We start from the raw sequence: 15,406 nt of genomic DNA, 5'->3' as shown, positions 1-15,406 counted from the left end.
CCCATGCGACCGTTCTGGCTCGAGCAAGCCTTGCAGGCCGACCCATCCGAGCAGTGTCCACCGCTGCAAGGCGAGGTGCGCACCGATGTGTGCATCGTTGGCGGCGGCTACACCGGATTGTGGACGGCGATCATGCTCAAGCAGCAAAACCCCGAGCTGGAGGTGCTGCTGATCGAGGCGGACATCTGCGGCGCTGGCGCCAGTGGCCGCAATGGCGGCTGTGCGCTGTCGTGGTCGGCGAAATATTTCACCCTGGAACGCTTGTTCGGCGTCGACGAGGCGGTGCGTCTGGTCAAGGAATCCGAGCGCAGCATCCATGCGATCGGCGAGTTCTGCGAGCAGTACGGCGTCGATGCCGACTACCGCCTCGACGGCACGCTGTACACCGCGACCAATCGCGCCCAGGTCGGCGCAACTGACGCGGTGATCGCGGCGCTGGAGCGTAACGGCATCAACTCGTTCAGCCAGCGACCGCTCGCCGATGTGCAGCGCATGGCTGGTTCGTCAAAACATCTGGAAGGCTGGTTTTCCCCGGCGGCTGCCAGCGTGCAACCGGGCAAACTGGTGCGCGGCCTGCGCCGGGTGGCGCTGCAATCGGGCGTGAAAATCCATGAGGGTACGGCGATGACCGGACTGGAAGAGGGCCGCCCGGCACGTATTCACACGCCCGGCGGCAAGGTCATCGCCGACCGCGTGGTGCTGGCGATGAATGCGTGGATGGCCCGCGCGTTTCCTCAGTTCGAGCGCAGTGTGGCGATCGTTTCCAGTGACATGCTGATCACCGAACCGCGTCCGGAGCTGCTGCAGCAAATCGGTTTGACCAGCGGCGTCAGCGTCCTCGATTCGCGGATTTTCGTGCATTACTACCACAACACCCCGGACGGCCGGATCATGCTCGGCAAGGGCGGCAACACCTTCGCCTATGGCGGGCGGATGCTGCCGGTGTTCGATCAGCCGTCGCCTTATGCCGGCTTGCTCAAGCGCAGTCTCGCGGATTTTTTCCCGGCGTTCGCCGAGGTCAAAATCGACGCGACGTGGAACGGCCCGTCGGATCGTTCGGTGACCGGCTTACCGTTTTTCGGCCAGATGAGCGGGGCGGGCAATGTGTTTTACGGCTTCGGTTATTCCGGCAGCGGCGTCGGCCCGTGTCACATGGGCGGGCAGATTCTCGCCGCGCTGGTGCAAGGCCTGGATAACCCGTGGACCCGCTCGCCGCTGGTCAACGGGCCGCTGGGTTATTTCCCGCCGGAACCCATCCGCTACCTCGGCTCGTTGATGGTGCGCAACGCCATCCGCCGCAAGGAGCGCGCCGAAGATCACGGGCACCGGCCTCGGCATCTGGACGTGCGCCTGGCCAAGTTCGCGGCGGCGGCGGGCAAGGCGGACAAAAGCTGAGGCGCCGATCAATGCTCGGCGCGGTGGCTCAGCCAGTCGAGCAACAGGCTGTCGCGCACGGGCTCTGATTCGCGCTCCGGCGGCTGGCGTGCGTGGCTGAGGCACAGGATCGGTCGGTCCGGATCGCTGTCGAGGAAACTCACCCACACTTCACTGCCAGCACGCGGTAATTGATCGATGGCGACAGGGCCGCTGAGCCGGCTCATGGCGATCGGCAGCCACAGGGCGTCGCTGGCGGATTTATCCGCAGACGGCCACAGGCTTACAGCGAGGCAGCCGTTTTCGTCCACTTGCGCAGGTTGCCCAGGCGCACCCGCCACTTTCGCCAAGTGATAACCGGCAATATTCGGGCGAGCTTGTTTGAGTGGCGGACGGAAGTCGGTCGACCAGGGCTGCGCAGTGAAGTCGTTGTGATAACGCTGAACGCTTGGCGCCGGATCAAGGATCGAAGGGTGCTGCCCGTGGTGGCGCACCGCGCTGATCAGCCATTGTTCGTTGAAATGATGAATCGGGTGGTCGGCCACAAGCAGCAGTCGTCCACTGAGCAAATCGCTGCAATCACTGCGCCCGTGAATGGAGCGCAACTGGCAGCGTTGGCGTTGCAGATGACGTCGGCTGCGTTGTTCGGCGTGCAGACGTTCCGGCGATCGCGCGGGCATCGGCAACTCGGTCGAGACCTCGTTGGCGGCTTCGGCATTGCCGGTTGGCTGACCGCGATTGCGCACCGCATGCAGCATCGGTACAGGCGCCGCGCGATGCTGTTGATAGAGCGCGCTGACGCAGGGCGACGGTGGTTGCTCATCAGCACTGAAAGGGATTTCGACCGGTTCCTGCGGCAGGCTCAGGCTGTCGTCAGCGAAGACCACGACGTGTCCGTCCGGCCCATGTTCGAAGTGATAGTGGATGCCTTCTTCTTCGCATAGCCGCTGCGCCAGTGCCAGATCGCTTTCTTCGTACTGAATGCAAAACGCCCTTGCAGGGTAGTGACCGACGCTCATTTCAATGCGGTAGCTGTGCGCTGGCAGGGCATGTTCTTCGAGCAGTTGTTGAATGATCTGCGGCACACTCAGGTGAGTAAACACGCGGCGCTTATGCGTTTGCGCCAGTTGTTGCAGATGCGGCACCAGAATCAGTCGATAGCCGACCCGATGCGTCCCGCGATGTTCGCAGCTGGCGCTGGAAATGACGCCGTGGAATCCGTGCTGCTCACTGAGCCGCAAAAAGGCTGGCCTGTGCAGGAAGGATCCCGGGACGATGGCCGGGGCCAGTCCGAGCAGTTCGATGTCGAAACGGTAAGGCTGGTTCAGCGCTTCCTCGCCGCGAAAACGCACCACCGGCAGGCGCAATCCGCTGTCGGTCAGCGTAAGGGTGAAGGGACTTTCCTTGTCATTGAGCATTCGAGCAGGCCCTGTCAGGCGATACGGGGTTTCAAGGGTACGAAACCGTCGGCCTGAATGGTCATGTCAAAGGCGCTTTTCAGAATCCCCCTACATGCTTTGGTGAAGATGTCGATTCCGTCGGCTGTTTTTTTGGTCGATTGCCGACTTTAGGCCGTATAAACTTGCCGCCACGCGTCGGCCAATAGATGTCTCGGCGCCACAGATCAAGAGAGTGAGTAATGGGCGCACAGTGGAAGGTTAAACACAAAGAAGCGGCAGCCAACGCCAAAGGGAAGATCTTCGGCAAACTGGTGAAGGAAATCACCATTGCTGCGCGCAACGGTGCCGATACCGCCACCAACGCACACCTGCGTCTGGTGGTCGAACAGGCGAAAAAAGCCTCGATGCCAAAAGAAACCCTCGATCGCGCGATCAAGAAAGGCGCCGGTCTGCTGGGTGAAACCGTGCAATACCATCGCGTGACCTACGAAGGCTTCGCGCCGCATCAGGTGCCGCTGATCGTCGAATGCGTCACCGACAACATCAACCGCACCGTCGCGGAAATTCGTGTGGCGTTCCGCAAGGGCCAGTTGGGCGCTTCGGGTTCGGTGGCGTGGATGTTCAACCACGTCGGCATGATCGAAGCCGCGCCGGACAGCCCGGAAGCCGATCCGGAAATGGCTGCGATCGAAGCCGGTGCCCAGGATTTCGAGCCGGGCGAAGAGGGCGCGACGCTGTTCCTCACCGACCCGACCGACCTCGACGCTGTGCAGAAAGCCCTGCCGGAACAAGGCTTCACCGTGCTCTCGGCCAAGCTCGGCTACCAGCCGAAGAACCCGGTCAGCGGCTTGAGCGACGAGCAGATGGCTGAAGTCGAAGCGTTCCTCGAAGGCCTCGACAACCATGATGACGTGCAGGACATGTTTGTTGGTCTGGCTGGCTGATCCGTCGCGCCAGTAATGACCTCTTCTCGAGCAGGCTGGCTCCCACATTTGCAATGCATTCCAATGTGGGAGCGAGCCTGCTCGCGAATGACCGCGCAGCGGTCACAGATTCTCCAGCATCTCGATGACTTCACTGAACCCCGGCCGCCCCAGCACATCCGCCTGACAGCAACGTCGTTCCAGCGCCTCCAGGTGCGCGCGCCGCTCCGTACTCAATCCTGAGTCGACACGCTCCAGCAATTCCCCCAACAACACACCGAACGCACGGACTTCCAGGCGCTGCAATGCGCGCGTCTGCACATCATCGCGGGTTGCATGAAACGACGCCGCGCCGAAATCCCCGAGCAGACAATCGCCCTGATCGTTCAACAGAATGTTGTGGCCATACAGATCGCCGTGGGTAATGCCTTGGTGGTGCAGGTGCTCGGCCGCTGAGGCGATGCCTTGGGCGACGCGCAGGGCAACCTCCGCCGTGAACCGGCAGTCCTCGGCATAAACATCCCGCGAGCACGAGACCAGGCTCGGCAAGCCGGCGAGATTGCCGAAGCTCGGATCTATCAACTGCATCACCAATCCCTGCTGCTGATCGGGGTGGCCGCTGATGCGACCCTCGACGCGGATCAGGTTGGGGTGCAAACCGGCGGTGATGCAGGCGTTCATCTCATGCAACGGCGAGCCGTCGCTGGTCATCTCGCCTTTGTACAGCTTCACCGCAACCGCTTGCGCCGTGCCATCGTCACGCTGCCAGACTGCCCGGGAAATCACCCCAGAAGCGCCTTCGCCCAGTTGCTGTTCCATGCGCAGCGTCGACCAGTCGATCAGCGGCGTGGCCTCAAGGGCAGCGGCATCGGCTTCGGTCTCCAGCGGATTGCCGGCGTAGGCCAGCCAGGTCAGGCTCGGCAAGGTCAGCAGCCATTGCGGCAGCTCGTTGAGCTGGTTGGCGGCGATGCGCAGCAATTCCAGCCGATGGCAGTGACGCAGGGAGTCTGGCAGCGAGCGCAGGCGATTGCCGGCGAGCATGAGCTTCTGCAGGGCGGGCCGTTCACCGAGTTCGCTGGGCAGGCTTGCGATGCGGTTATCGGTGAGGATCAGCCAGCGCAGCTGCGGCGGCAGAGCGTCACCAGGGACATTGACGATGCGGTTGGCCTTGAAGCCGACCATCGTCAGCGCGGTGCATTGGCCGAGGCACGCCGGCAGTTCGCTGAACTGGTTGTCGGAGCAGAACAGCACGCGCAGGCGGGTCAGGCGATGCAGGTCATCGGGCAGGCTGCTCAGCGCGTTGCCGCTGAGGTTGAGCACTTCCAGCGTGTCGGCCAGTTGGAATATTTCGCGGGGGAATTCGGTCAGCCCGCAGGACAGGTCGAGGCGGGTAATGCCTGACAGCTCGCCGGCGCGCAGTTGAGCAAGGGTGTGCATGTCTGGTTTCGCTATTGATCGGTGGAGCGACGCGGGGGCGCGGGAATGGGCGACATGATAGCGGTAAAGCGGATGCTGAACGGATTTTGAGTTGTCCCGGGACCTTGTGGGAGCGAGCCTGCTCGCGAAAGCGGTGTATCAGTTAAATGAACTCTGACTGACATACCGCTTTCGCGAGCAGGCTCGCTCCCACAGGGCTCGCTCCCACAGGGTAGGGTGTCAGTTGGGAGCGTGGATTTCCTGCAATTGCCCCAACCGGCTGCGCGTGCGCGCCAGGTCGATGGCGTGACCTTCCAGGCTCTGGCCCAGCGGCAGTTGGCCGAGCAGGGTCAGGTGTTTGTCCTGATCGTAGAGCACGTCGATCAAATTGATGAAGCGCTGTTGCACGGCGATCGGACACTCGCCGAGCGGCGGCAGGTCATCGATGATCCACTGGTCGAAACGCTGGCACAGTTGCAGATAATCCATCACTGCCGTTGGCTGTTCACACAGGTCGTTGAAGGTGAACGCGACTCGCCGGCCTTGGCAAAAACGGGCCTGAAGCTGGCGCTTGCCAACCTCGAGGGCAAGGGCAGGCGCGTCGGCTGGTGGCAGGTCCAGGGCCTGGCGCTGGGCTGTTGTAGCCGGCCAGACGTAATGTCCTTGGGTAAACACTTGATGCGAATGCTGGCGGTTGAGCGTGCGGTAGTCGTGGTCGCCGCCGACTTCCATCACCTGCATGCGCGTGTTGATCAGCTCGATCACCGGTTTGAAGCGTGCGTGATACAGCGGGTTGGGCAGCAGGCCCTCGGGTGCATAGTTGGAGGTCACCAGCAGCATGATCCGCCGTTTGAACAGGGCCTTGAACAAACGCGTGATCAGCATCGCGTCGCCGATGTCGTGCACATGAAATTCGTCGAAACACAGCACCTGGCAATCTTCCAGCAACTCATCCAGGGTGATTTCCAGCGCGTCTTCCTGCAGGCGGTGACGGAACATGCCGTCGTGCAGCCGGGCAAAAAACTGATGGAAGTGCAGGCGACGTTTGCGCGGGATCGGCAGTGCCTGGAAAAAACCGTCGAGCAACCAGCTCTTGCCGCGCCCGACGGCTCCGTACAGGTACAGACTCGGCGGTGTGTGGCCGCTGTCGCCCAGCAGTACGCTGGCCTGCTGCGCCATGCAGTCGATGACGTGCTGCTGACTGCGGCTAAGGGTGTAGCCCTGGCTTTTGGCCTTGTCGCGGAAATAATCGCGGATGGTCGCGGCATGAGCATCGTGCCCGGCGCTGACGGGCAGGCTTTTGCCGAACAGGCGGCGCAACAACGGCCAGCGTTGGCTCAGTCGTGATCGTTTCGGCGTTCGGGCGGGCACGCGGGAAAGGCTCCTGTTTGATTGGGCGGGCTCCACCGGGAGCGCGGTGGCCCAAGTGTAACCAGAGCTCAGGCGTCGGCTCCATGAAATATGTGCACGGTCCCCTGTAGGAGCTGACGAGTGCAACGAGGCTGCGATCTTTTGATCCTGGGTTGCCGCGAACAGATCGCAGCCTCGTTGCACTCGTCAGCTCCTACAAGGGGCGGATTTCAGAACGGTGGCGATTGCTTGAGCAACTCTGCTGCCGGCGAGTCGGTCGGGCTGACCACCGCATAGTTGTAACCCGGCCCTGACCAGTAATCGGCCTGCAGATCGCCATCGCTGCGCGAACCGCGCGGCAGCAGGGTGTTTTTCGGCCCCGGTGGACGCAGGTAGAAACTGACCTTGTGACCGCTGCCATCCTCATACATCACCATCGCCGCCGCGCCTTCATCGGTGCTGAGCAAACGCCCGCTGACCGGCTCGAATCCGGCAGCTTTCAAGTCCGGCAAGCGCCCGGCACCACTGAAGTAGCGGTCGAGCCAGCGCTGCATGTCGCCGTCGCTGTCGACCTTGTAATCGGCGGGCAGTACGCCTTGCTGGGCGATCAGGCGATAGGCTTGCAACGCGTCAGTCATCGGCAATTGCGCAGGGCGCGCCAAGGTCATTTCCCGTGCCTGCCAGCCACTGAAACCACCAATGCTCACGGCAATCAGCAGCACCGCCGCGCTGGCCAGGTGCCGACGGGACTGCTGGCGGCGGCGCTGGCGAATCATCATCGGGTCAAGCGCCGGATTGGCCGGTTGCTGCAACGCGCCACTCAGCGCTGCGCGCAGCTGCTGGGCGTCGCGTTGCCAGGCGCGCACCTGTGCCGCTTCTTCAGGGTGACTGGCCAGCCAGGTCTCGAGCACGCGCCGATCGGCGTCGCTGAGCTGGTGGTCGACATAGGCGTGCAAATCACGTTCGCTGGGAGGCAGGCTGATCATTTGAGTATCCGCAAGGAAGGGCTGCTGATTTCGCCGTCGCTGAGTTGGCGCAAGGCCTGGCGGGCGCGGGACAGGCGCGACATCACGGTGCCGATCGGGGCGCCGAGGATCTCGGCGACCTCTTTATAGGACAGGCCTTCCACCGAGACCATCAGCAGCAAAGCGCGCTGTTCGGTGGGCAGGCGTTCGAAGGCTTGCAGGGTCGACTGGGCAATCACCGTGCGTTCCACAGACGGCTCGGCATCGTCGCGACCGGTGAAAAATTCCAGCATCCGCGCATAGCGCCGCGAACGACGGTGCGCATCGAGAAATTGCCGATAGAGGATCGCGAACAGCCAGGCGCGCACGTCGCCGTCAGCGCGTTTTTCGCCCCACGCCGAGAGTGCCCGCTCGAGGCTGGCCTGGACCAGATCGTCAGCGCTGCTGCTGTTGCGCGTCAACGACACGGCGAAGCGGCGCAATCTGGGAATGATTTCTCTCAACTGTTCGTCGAATTCGCTCATGAATGTCTGCTGGTCGCTACGCTGTGGACTAGGAAGACGCCCGTCAGCGCAGGTTATTCCCCGTGCGCAAAAATAAATACCGCGCCGTGGAATAAACCCGGACGGGGTGCGTCTTGCTGACTCTTTCCACTTGTGGCCGATGGCCTGGAGATATTCATGGTTGATCGCTCGTCCCCCAACGCTGCACCGCCCGGCAGGCCGCCGCGCCAGCCACTGAGCGCCGCGAGCCTGGTTTTTCGTCTGGGCGGCATTGCCGTGATTGTCGCCGCCGTGGCCGGGGCGTTTGCCTACGTGCATGGCAACCTTGACCCGCAACGATTGACGCCAAAAGCGTTGGTCGATGTGCTGGAAAAGAACAACGGCGTGCATCCCGGCTTTCGTCGCAATCACGCCAAGGGTGTCTGCGTGATAGGCCATTTCGAAAGCAGCGGCGAGGCGCGCGCGTTCTCCACGGCACAGGTGTTCAACCTGCCGCAGACACCGGTGGTGGGGCGTTTCGCCTTGCCGGCCGGCAATCCCTACGCGCCGGACAGCGCCGTACCGATCCGCAGCCTGGCGCTGCGCTTCACCCAGGCGAACGGTCAGCAATGGCGCACCGGGATGAACAGCATGCCGGTGTTTCCGGTGGGCACGCCCGAAGCGTTCTACCAATTGCAGCAGGCGCAGTCGCCGGATCCAGCCACCGGCAAGCCAGACCCGACGAAGGTGCCGGCGTTTTTTGCCGCACATCCGGAAGCCGTGCCGTTTCTGACGTGGGTGAAGACCGCCAAGCCTTCGGCCAGCTACGCCACCGAAACCTATAACAGCATCAATGCGTTCTATCTGGTCGATGGCAACGGTAAAAAACAGGCCGTACGCTGGAGCATGACGCCGCTGGCGCAGGACGCGGCGGGTGCCACGGCTCCTGAAGGCGCGGACTTTCTCGATAAGGATCTGGTGCAACGCTTGGCCGCCGCACCCTTGCGCTTTCAGTTGAACATCACCCTGGCCAACGCCGGTGACCCGGTCAACGATGCCAGCAAGACCTGGCCCGCAGATCGCAAAGTGTTGAACGCCGGAACCCTGGTGCTGGAGAAGACCCAGCCGCAACTCAGTGGCGAGTGCCGTGACATCAACTACGACCCGCTGGTGCTGCCGGCCGGGATTCAAGGCTCGGAAGATCCACTGCTGGCCGCGCGTTCTGCCGGCTATGCCGATTCCTACCTGCGTCGCACCAGCGAAGTCAGCCAGTTGCCCGCCGCCAAACAGGAGGCTCGTCCATGAACAAGCAACCGACGCATTTTGTTTTGCTGGCGCGCCTGCTGCACTGGCTGATGGCGCTGATGATCATCGCCATGCTGTTTATCGGCGCGGGCATGGTCACTTCGGTGTCGTCTCGCCATGAATGGCTGATTCATCTGCACAAGCCGCTGGGCATCGCGATTCTGGCGCTGGTGATCGTGCGCCTGCTGGTGCGCTTCACCACGCGTCAACCGCCGCTGCCGGATGATCTGCCGGGCTGGCAGGTGCTCGCAGCCAAGGCTTCCCACGTCTTGTTGTATGCGTTGATGCTGGTGTTGCCGTTGCTCGGCTGGGCGATGATCAGTGCCTCGGGCGAGCCGGTGATGCTCTCGGCGTCGCTGCATCTGCCGCCAATTGTGCCGGCCGACGCGCAACTGTTTGCGTTGCTGCGCAAGTCCCATGGCTATTTGGCGTATCTGCTGTTTCTGACAGTGCTGCTGCACCTGGCGGCGGCGCTGTTCCATGGCTGGGTGCGTCGTGACGAAGTGCTCGACAGCATGTTGCGCGGGCGCGATCGCGGCTGACCCTATAACGCAAAAGATCGCAGGCCGGCTGCGATCTTTTGTTGTTGCAGGGAAGGGGATCAGCGCAGGGTGTCGACCATGTCGGCGAGGGTGGTCAACACGTCTTTACCCAGTTGCTTGGAACGTTTGCCCGACCAGCCGGTGATCTTGTCCGGGTGGTCGTCGTGGTCCTTGAACGGCATCTCCAGGGTCAGCGACAGGCAGTCGTATTTCTGTCCGACGCTGTTGCAGGCCAGGGTCATGTTGGCCTGTCCCGGTTCGTCGCGGGTGTAGCCATAGGTGGTCTGGAAGTCTTTGGTGGTGTGCTTCAAGTGGCTGCGGAAATGCTCTTCAAGCTTTTCGATGCGCGGCGTAAAACCAGGATTGCCTTCACAGCCGGCGGTGAAAACGTGAGGTATGGTTTCGTCGCCGTGTACGTCGATAAACGCATCGACGCCATACTTTTGCATCTGCTGCTGAACGAATAGCACTTCCGGGCTGATGTCCTGACTGGCGCTCTGCCAGGCCCGGTTCAAGTCCTGCCCCATGGCGTTGGTGCGCAGGTGGCCGTGGAACGCGCCGTCCGGGTTCATGTTCGGCACCAGATAAAGATCGGCGCTGGCCAACAGTTTGTTCAATACCGGATCGTCCTGTCGTTCCAGACGCTCGATCACACCTTCCATGAACCATTCAGCCATGTGCTCGCCCGGATGCTGCTGGGCGATGATCCAGATTTTGCGCTGGCCTTCGGCACCGGTGCCTTTGCGCAGCAGCTGAATGTCGCGGCCCTCGACACTTTTGCCGGTCGCCAGCAATTCGGTGCCAGCCTTGCTTAGCGCTTGCTCGATCAACCAGTCGTGGCGGCCGCGGCTGTAGGGTTCGAAGTAGGCGAACCAGGCGTGGGTCTGTTCCGCTTCGAGGCAGAAGCGCAGGCTGTCGCCTTCGAAGCTGGTGGGGATGCGGAACCAGTTGACGTGATCATACGACGCCACCGCTTGATAGCCCGGCCAGCCTTTGCTGTAGGTCGATTGGCTGGCGTTGACCAGGCGAAACCAGTGTTCCTGGTGCACATGCAGGCCGCTGGCCTTGAAGTGGAACCACTGAAAATGAGCGCTGCGGGTGTCCGGGCGGATGGCCAGGACGGGACTGAGCGGGTTGCTGATATCGATGACTTGGATATTGCCGCTGTCGAAATTGGCGCTGATGTCGAACGAAGATTTGGCCACGGTCATGGTCGGTTCCTGATCAGGATTTTTATGACCGGTACTTTACACGCAGGCAGGGCTGAAACCGAGGGGAATCGCGGGTGTAGCGGGGGGCGTCTTCCGTGACGCTCCAGCAGCTTAGAGGCTATGCGATTGATTCTCAAGTGCTGATTGCCATTAGTTTCGCCCAATGTGGCTGGGCTCGGCTTGCCAATCAATATTCTTTTGATATTATCCGCGCCATCGAATTTGCAGCACCCAAAGACTTCATTAGCCTGAAGACACAAGCCCGAAAAACGGGCAAAAAAAGACCCGGCAAAAAGCCGGGTCAAAAACCGTGATTAGCCTGATGAGGAGATAGTCCAGAAGACCGACCTAAGGTCTCTGGTCCATCGACTGATCTCGCGACCAGCTGCTTGCAATAATAATCATTATCATTTGCAAGTCAAATGTTTTTATCTGCGCGATGGGAAAATTCTTTCCTGTCCGCCCGTACCTTGTCCGCCGTGACTTCATCGTTGTCGATCGAATGGTCGACCATCGCCCGCGCCATATCCACCATGTGCACCACCGAAAAGGCCAGATCGCGACTGGTGCCTTGCAGGTTTTCTGCGGCCTTGAACGCGGTGGCGGCCGCACATCGCAACAGATCCGAGGCATGCACCAGTGCTTCCTCGCCGCTGAGATGGCCTTTGACATTGAAAAAACGTTCGTCCGTCTCGGATTTCGAAACAGTCGGTTTCAAGTAGTAGTCCAGCGCGCGCTGTGCGGCGGCATTGCCCTGAGGGGAGGTGAAGCTGGTGTCAATTTGCAGATCGGGCATGTCTTTGCTGCTGATGTTCATCATGAAACGTCACTCCATGTTCGATTGAAAGTCCGTTCCTCTAGGATAGTACCGCCTGTATTTGTGACTAGGATTTAAATACTACAATATGTGTTTTGCCGGTCGAAGACGTCCGCGTAAGGTGCGGCACATGGATAAATGGATTGAGTTGGTCAAGGCCAAGATGAGTGAACTCAAAGTCACTCAAACAGAGCTCGGAGAGCGCGTCGGCATGTCCCAGGGCGGGATCGGTCATTGGCTGAACAAGCGTCGCGAACCCGGTGTTACCGAAATGAACCGCGTGCTCAAGGCGCTGGGAATGGACTTCCTTGAAGTCGTTCTGGTGATTCGCGAACCGCAGCCGACGCCGGAAGACGAGATGCCGCTGGCGCAGAAGTACAACCCGTACTTCCGTTATCCGGTTTGCGATTGGCGTGCACCGTGCGAAGTGCGTGACACTGCGGCGAGCTATCCCGGAGCATCAGCGAAGCAGCGCTTCGAACTCACGGATTACCACGCTCGCGGCGGTGCGGCGTTCTGGCTGACAGTAACCGGGGATTCGATGACCGCGCCGAGCGGGCAGAGCGTTGCCGAGGGCATGCTGATTCTGGTCGATCCGGAGTTGGAGGCGGTGCCTGGCAAACTGGTGATCGCCCAGTGGCCGGACAGCGAAGAAGCGATTTTCCGCAAACTCGACGAGCAGGCCGGCCAGCGTTACCTGGTGCCGCTCAATCCAACCTGGCCGAAAACCCTGCTCACCGATGAATGCCGGATCATCGGCGTGGTGGTTCAGGCAACGGCGCGTTACTGAGCGGATCGATCCTCGCGCAGGGCCAGGATCGACCCTTTTATTTCATCCCTCTTCCAGTTCAACCAAAGCGCTGCCTTCACTGACCATATCGCCTTCCTGGCAGTACAGCGCTTTGATCACACCGGCATGCGGCGCGCGGATGCTGTGTTCCATCTTCATGGCTTCAAGCACCACCAGTTGCGCCCCGGCCTCAACCGATTGTCCCGTTTCGACCAGCACGCGCACGATGCTGCCGTTCATTGGCGCGGTCAGACCGCCCTGATGGCTGTGGCTGGCCTCGACGGCGCTGATCGGATCGAACGCCTCGATGCGCCGTAATTCGCCGTCCCATTCCAGATACAACGCGCCACCCTGACGAATCGCCCGTAGAGTGCGGCGCACGCCGTCATGCTCGACGATTAATGCTTCGCCAAGCAGTTTTGCATGGGCCGCAGTTCTCAAGGTCAACGCGCGATCCTGTCCCTCGCAACTCAAATGCACGGTGATTTGCGCCGGCAAACCTGCTCGCAAACCACTGCCGCAAGACCAGGGCGAGGCGGGATCATCCGCCCGCGCACGCTGCGGCAGACTCTGCGCAAACGCCTGCGCCGCCGCCTGCCAGAACTCATCGCTCAACGTGCCTGGTGCGGGCAGCAATTGCTCCTGATAGCGCGGAATGAACCCGGTATCCAGCTCTGCCGCCGCAAACGCCGGATGCGCGATGATCCGGCGCAGGAAATTGATGTTGGTCTTCAGCCCGCCAATCGCAAACTCGTCGAGCATGCTCAACAGACGCAAGCGTGCCTGTTCGCGATCTTCGCCCCAAGCAATCAGCTTGCCGAGCATCGGGTCGTAGAACGGCGAAATCTCGTCACCTTCCTCGACCCCGCTGTCCACCCGCCGCCCCGCGCCCTGTGCCGATTCGCGATACAAGTCCAGCCGCCCGGTGGCCGGCAGGAAATCATTCGCCGGATCCTCGGCATACAAACGCACTTCGATCGCATGACCATTGAGCGGCACCTGCGCCTGAGTGATCGGCAGCGTTTCCCCACGGGCGACGCGAATCTGCCAGGCGACCAGATCGAGCCCGGTGATTGCTTCGGTCACCGGGTGCTCGACTTGCAGCCGCGTGTTCATCTCCATGAAGAAAAACTCGCCGCGCGCATCCAGCAAAAACTCCACGGTGCCGGCGCCGACATAACCGATCGCCTGCGCCGAACGCACGGCCGCTTCGCCCATCGCCCGGCGCAACTCGGGCGTCAGACCCGGCGCCGGGGCTTCTTCGACGACTTTCTGATGACGGCGCTGGATCGAACAGTCGCGCTCGTTGAGATACAGGCAGTTGCCGTGCTGATCGGCGAACACTTGAATCTCCACATGACGTGGCTTGAGCAAATACTTTTCCACCAACATCCGCGAGTCGCCAAACGACGATTGCGCTTCGCGCTGCGCCGAGGCGAGGGCTTCAGCCAGTTGGCTGACATCCTCGACGACTTTCATGCCTTTGCCGCCGCCACCCGCAGTGGCCTTGAGCAGCACCGGATAACCGATGCGTTCGCAGGCTTCGCGGAAGGTGTCGAGGTCCTGCGCCTCGCCGTGATAGCCCGGCACCAAAGGCACACCGGCCTTTTCCATCAACGCTTTGGCGGCGGATTTGCTGCCCATCGCGTCGATGGCCGAGGCGGGCGGGCCGAGGAAGATAAGTCCGGCGGTTTCAATGGCGCGGGCGAATCCAGCATTCTCCGAGAGAAAACCGTAGCCGGGATGAATCGCCTGGGCGCCGCTGGCCTTGGCAGCGGCGATCAATTTGTCGATTTGCAGATAACTCTCGGCGGCCTTGCTGCCGCCCAGATCGACGCGGATATCGGCTTCACGGCTGTGCCGCGCATCGCGGTCGGTGGCGCTGTGCACAGCGACGGTAGTCAGGCCCAAGGCCTTGGCGGTGCGCATCACGCGGCAGGCGATTTCGCCACGGTTGGCCACCAGCACAGTGGTAATCACAGGTGCGCTCATCAACGCGACTCCTTGGTGGGTGCGGCTTGCCAGTTCGGTGGGCGTTTTTGCAGGAAGGCGCGCAAGCCTTCCTGGCCTTCAGGGCTGACGCGAATCCGCGCGATGGCATTTTCCGTGTAGCGGCGCAGGGCCGGGGTCAGCGCGCCGTTGCCGACTTCGCGCAGCAAGTCCTTGCTGGCGCGCATGGCCGCGGGGCTGTTGAGCAACAGGTTGTCGATCCACTGTTCGACCTGATGCTCCAGTTCAGCCGCAGGATAGCTTTCGGCGAGCAAGCCGATCTCCCGCGCCCGCTGCCCGTTGAAGCGCTCGGCAGTCAGCGCATAGCGCCGCGCCGCACGCTCACCGATCGCTTGCACCACGAACGGGCTGATTACCGCTGGGGCCAGACCGATGCGCACTTCCGACAGGCAGAACTGCGCGTCATCGGCGCCGATCGCCATGTCACAGCAACTGATCAAGCCCAGCGCGCCACCAAACGCCGCGCCCTGAACCACAGCCAGAGTGGGGATTTTCAGCTTGGCGAGGTTGTACATCAGCTCGGCCAGTTCGCGGGCATCGTCAAGATTGGTGTGGTAATCGAGTTCCGCCGATTGCTGCATCCAGGCCAGGTCGGCACCGGCACTGAAATGCTTGCCACGCCCGCGCAGCAGCAGGAAACGCAGGTTCGAATCGCTGGCGACCTTGTCGAGGGCGAGGATCAGTTCGCGGATCATCTCGGCGTTGAACGCGTTGTTTTTCTCCGCGCGATTTAGCCACAGCGTCGCGAAACCGCGTGGGTCGTTTTGCAGTTCGAGGGTATTGAAGTCGCTCATATTCATCCGTCTCCACGGTTCTTGTGG

Annotated in this window: 15 protein-coding genes; 6 read left to right on the top strand and 9 right to left on the bottom strand. The window is 61.6% G+C overall.

What is annotated here, in order from left to right:
* Positions 1–3 precede the first annotated feature (3 nt).
* Complete coding sequence (locus AB9L16_RS16310; RefSeq protein WP_375122395.1) at positions 4–1,395, top strand: FAD-dependent oxidoreductase; 1,392 nt, start codon at positions 4–6, stop codon at positions 1,393–1,395.
* Between the two features lie 8 nt (positions 1,396–1,403).
* Here the strand turns inward: AB9L16_RS16310 and AB9L16_RS16305 are convergent, their stop codons facing one another.
* Positions 1,404–2,792, bottom strand: a complete 1,389-nt coding sequence (locus AB9L16_RS16305; RefSeq protein WP_375122394.1) for a type VI secretion system Vgr family protein — start codon at positions 2,790–2,792, stop codon at positions 1,404–1,406.
* 221 nt (positions 2,793–3,013) lie between these two features.
* Here AB9L16_RS16305 and AB9L16_RS16300 point away from each other — a divergent pair, with 221 nt between their 5' ends.
* Positions 3,014–3,718 carry a YebC/PmpR family DNA-binding transcriptional regulator gene (locus AB9L16_RS16300; RefSeq protein WP_252882301.1) on the top strand — a complete coding sequence of 235 codons (705 nt, stop codon included), beginning with the start codon at positions 3,014–3,016 and terminating at the stop codon, positions 3,716–3,718.
* 102 nt (positions 3,719–3,820) lie between these two features.
* Here AB9L16_RS16300 and AB9L16_RS16295 read toward each other — a convergent pair whose 3' ends face one another.
* The 4 genes from AB9L16_RS16295 to AB9L16_RS16280 form a co-directional block, all read right to left on the bottom strand.
* Positions 3,821–5,134 carry a protein kinase gene (locus tag AB9L16_RS16295; protein ID WP_375122393.1) on the bottom strand — a complete coding sequence of 438 codons (1,314 nt, stop codon included), beginning with the start codon at positions 5,132–5,134 and terminating at the stop codon, positions 3,821–3,823.
* Between the two features lie 219 nt (positions 5,135–5,353).
* The gene (gene zapE / locus AB9L16_RS16290) at positions 5,354–6,484 is read right to left on the bottom strand and encodes a cell division protein ZapE (RefSeq protein WP_252886444.1); all 1,131 of its coding nucleotides are present in this window, start codon (positions 6,482–6,484) and stop codon (positions 5,354–5,356) included.
* Positions 6,485–6,693: 209 nt separating this feature from the next.
* On the bottom strand, positions 6,694–7,449 hold the full coding sequence (locus tag AB9L16_RS16285) for an anti-sigma factor (protein ID WP_110600761.1): 756 nt from the start codon (positions 7,447–7,449) through the stop codon (positions 6,694–6,696).
* Positions 7,446–7,952 (bottom strand): RNA polymerase sigma factor, encoded by a 507-nt coding sequence (locus AB9L16_RS16280; RefSeq protein WP_056788806.1) that lies wholly within the window; start codon positions 7,950–7,952, stop codon positions 7,446–7,448. The genes AB9L16_RS16285 and AB9L16_RS16280 overlap by 4 nt, the downstream gene beginning before the upstream one ends.
* 156 nt (positions 7,953–8,108) lie before the next feature.
* On the opposite strand from AB9L16_RS16280, the gene AB9L16_RS16275 reads away from it, so the two are divergent.
* Together AB9L16_RS16275 and AB9L16_RS16270 are read left to right on the top strand one after the other, a co-directional pair.
* Positions 8,109–9,215, top strand: coding sequence for a catalase family peroxidase (locus tag AB9L16_RS16275; RefSeq protein WP_375122392.1), 1,107 nt, complete (start codon positions 8,109–8,111; stop codon positions 9,213–9,215).
* Positions 9,212–9,757 carry a cytochrome b gene (locus AB9L16_RS16270; protein ID WP_129999585.1) on the top strand — a complete coding sequence of 182 codons (546 nt, stop codon included), beginning with the start codon at positions 9,212–9,214 and terminating at the stop codon, positions 9,755–9,757. Before AB9L16_RS16275 ends, AB9L16_RS16270 begins: the two co-directional genes overlap by 4 nt.
* 59 nt (positions 9,758–9,816) lie before the next feature.
* Here AB9L16_RS16270 and AB9L16_RS16265 read toward each other — a convergent pair whose 3' ends face one another.
* Positions 9,817–10,968 (bottom strand): M14-type cytosolic carboxypeptidase, encoded by a 1,152-nt coding sequence (locus tag AB9L16_RS16265; protein WP_252876581.1) that lies wholly within the window; start codon positions 10,966–10,968, stop codon positions 9,817–9,819.
* A 95-nt stretch (positions 10,969–11,063) separates the two neighbouring features.
* Here AB9L16_RS16265 and AB9L16_RS16260 point away from each other — a divergent pair, with 95 nt between their 5' ends.
* Positions 11,064–11,282, top strand: a complete 219-nt coding sequence (locus AB9L16_RS16260) for a hypothetical protein (RefSeq protein WP_252882297.1) — start codon at positions 11,064–11,066, stop codon at positions 11,280–11,282.
* A 104-nt stretch (positions 11,283–11,386) separates the two neighbouring features.
* Here AB9L16_RS16260 and AB9L16_RS16255 read toward each other — a convergent pair whose 3' ends face one another.
* Positions 11,387–11,785, bottom strand: a complete 399-nt coding sequence (locus AB9L16_RS16255; protein WP_056789870.1) for a DUF6124 family protein — start codon at positions 11,783–11,785, stop codon at positions 11,387–11,389.
* Positions 11,786–11,915: 130 nt separating this feature from the next.
* Here AB9L16_RS16255 and AB9L16_RS16250 point away from each other — a divergent pair, with 130 nt between their 5' ends.
* The gene (locus AB9L16_RS16250; protein WP_071172928.1) at positions 11,916–12,575 is read left to right on the top strand and encodes a LexA family transcriptional regulator; all 660 of its coding nucleotides are present in this window, start codon (positions 11,916–11,918) and stop codon (positions 12,573–12,575) included.
* Between the two features lie 42 nt (positions 12,576–12,617).
* Here AB9L16_RS16250 and AB9L16_RS16245 read toward each other — a convergent pair whose 3' ends face one another.
* Both AB9L16_RS16245 and AB9L16_RS16240 read right to left on the bottom strand, forming a co-directional pair.
* The gene (locus AB9L16_RS16245) at positions 12,618–14,567 is read right to left on the bottom strand and encodes an acetyl/propionyl/methylcrotonyl-CoA carboxylase subunit alpha (RefSeq protein ID WP_375122391.1); all 1,950 of its coding nucleotides are present in this window, start codon (positions 14,565–14,567) and stop codon (positions 12,618–12,620) included.
* Complete coding sequence (locus AB9L16_RS16240) at positions 14,567–15,379, bottom strand: gamma-carboxygeranoyl-CoA hydratase (protein ID WP_375122390.1); 813 nt, start codon at positions 15,377–15,379, stop codon at positions 14,567–14,569. Before AB9L16_RS16240 ends, AB9L16_RS16245 begins: the two co-directional genes overlap by 1 nt.
* Positions 15,380–15,406: the final 27 nt, after the last annotated feature.

The sequence above is a fragment of the Pseudomonas sp. LW8 genome, from assembly GCF_041956865.1.
GTDB classification, from domain to species: domain Bacteria; phylum Pseudomonadota; class Gammaproteobacteria; order Pseudomonadales; family Pseudomonadaceae; genus Aquipseudomonas; species Aquipseudomonas siliginis.
This window is presented reverse-complemented; position numbering and strand designations above follow the sequence as displayed.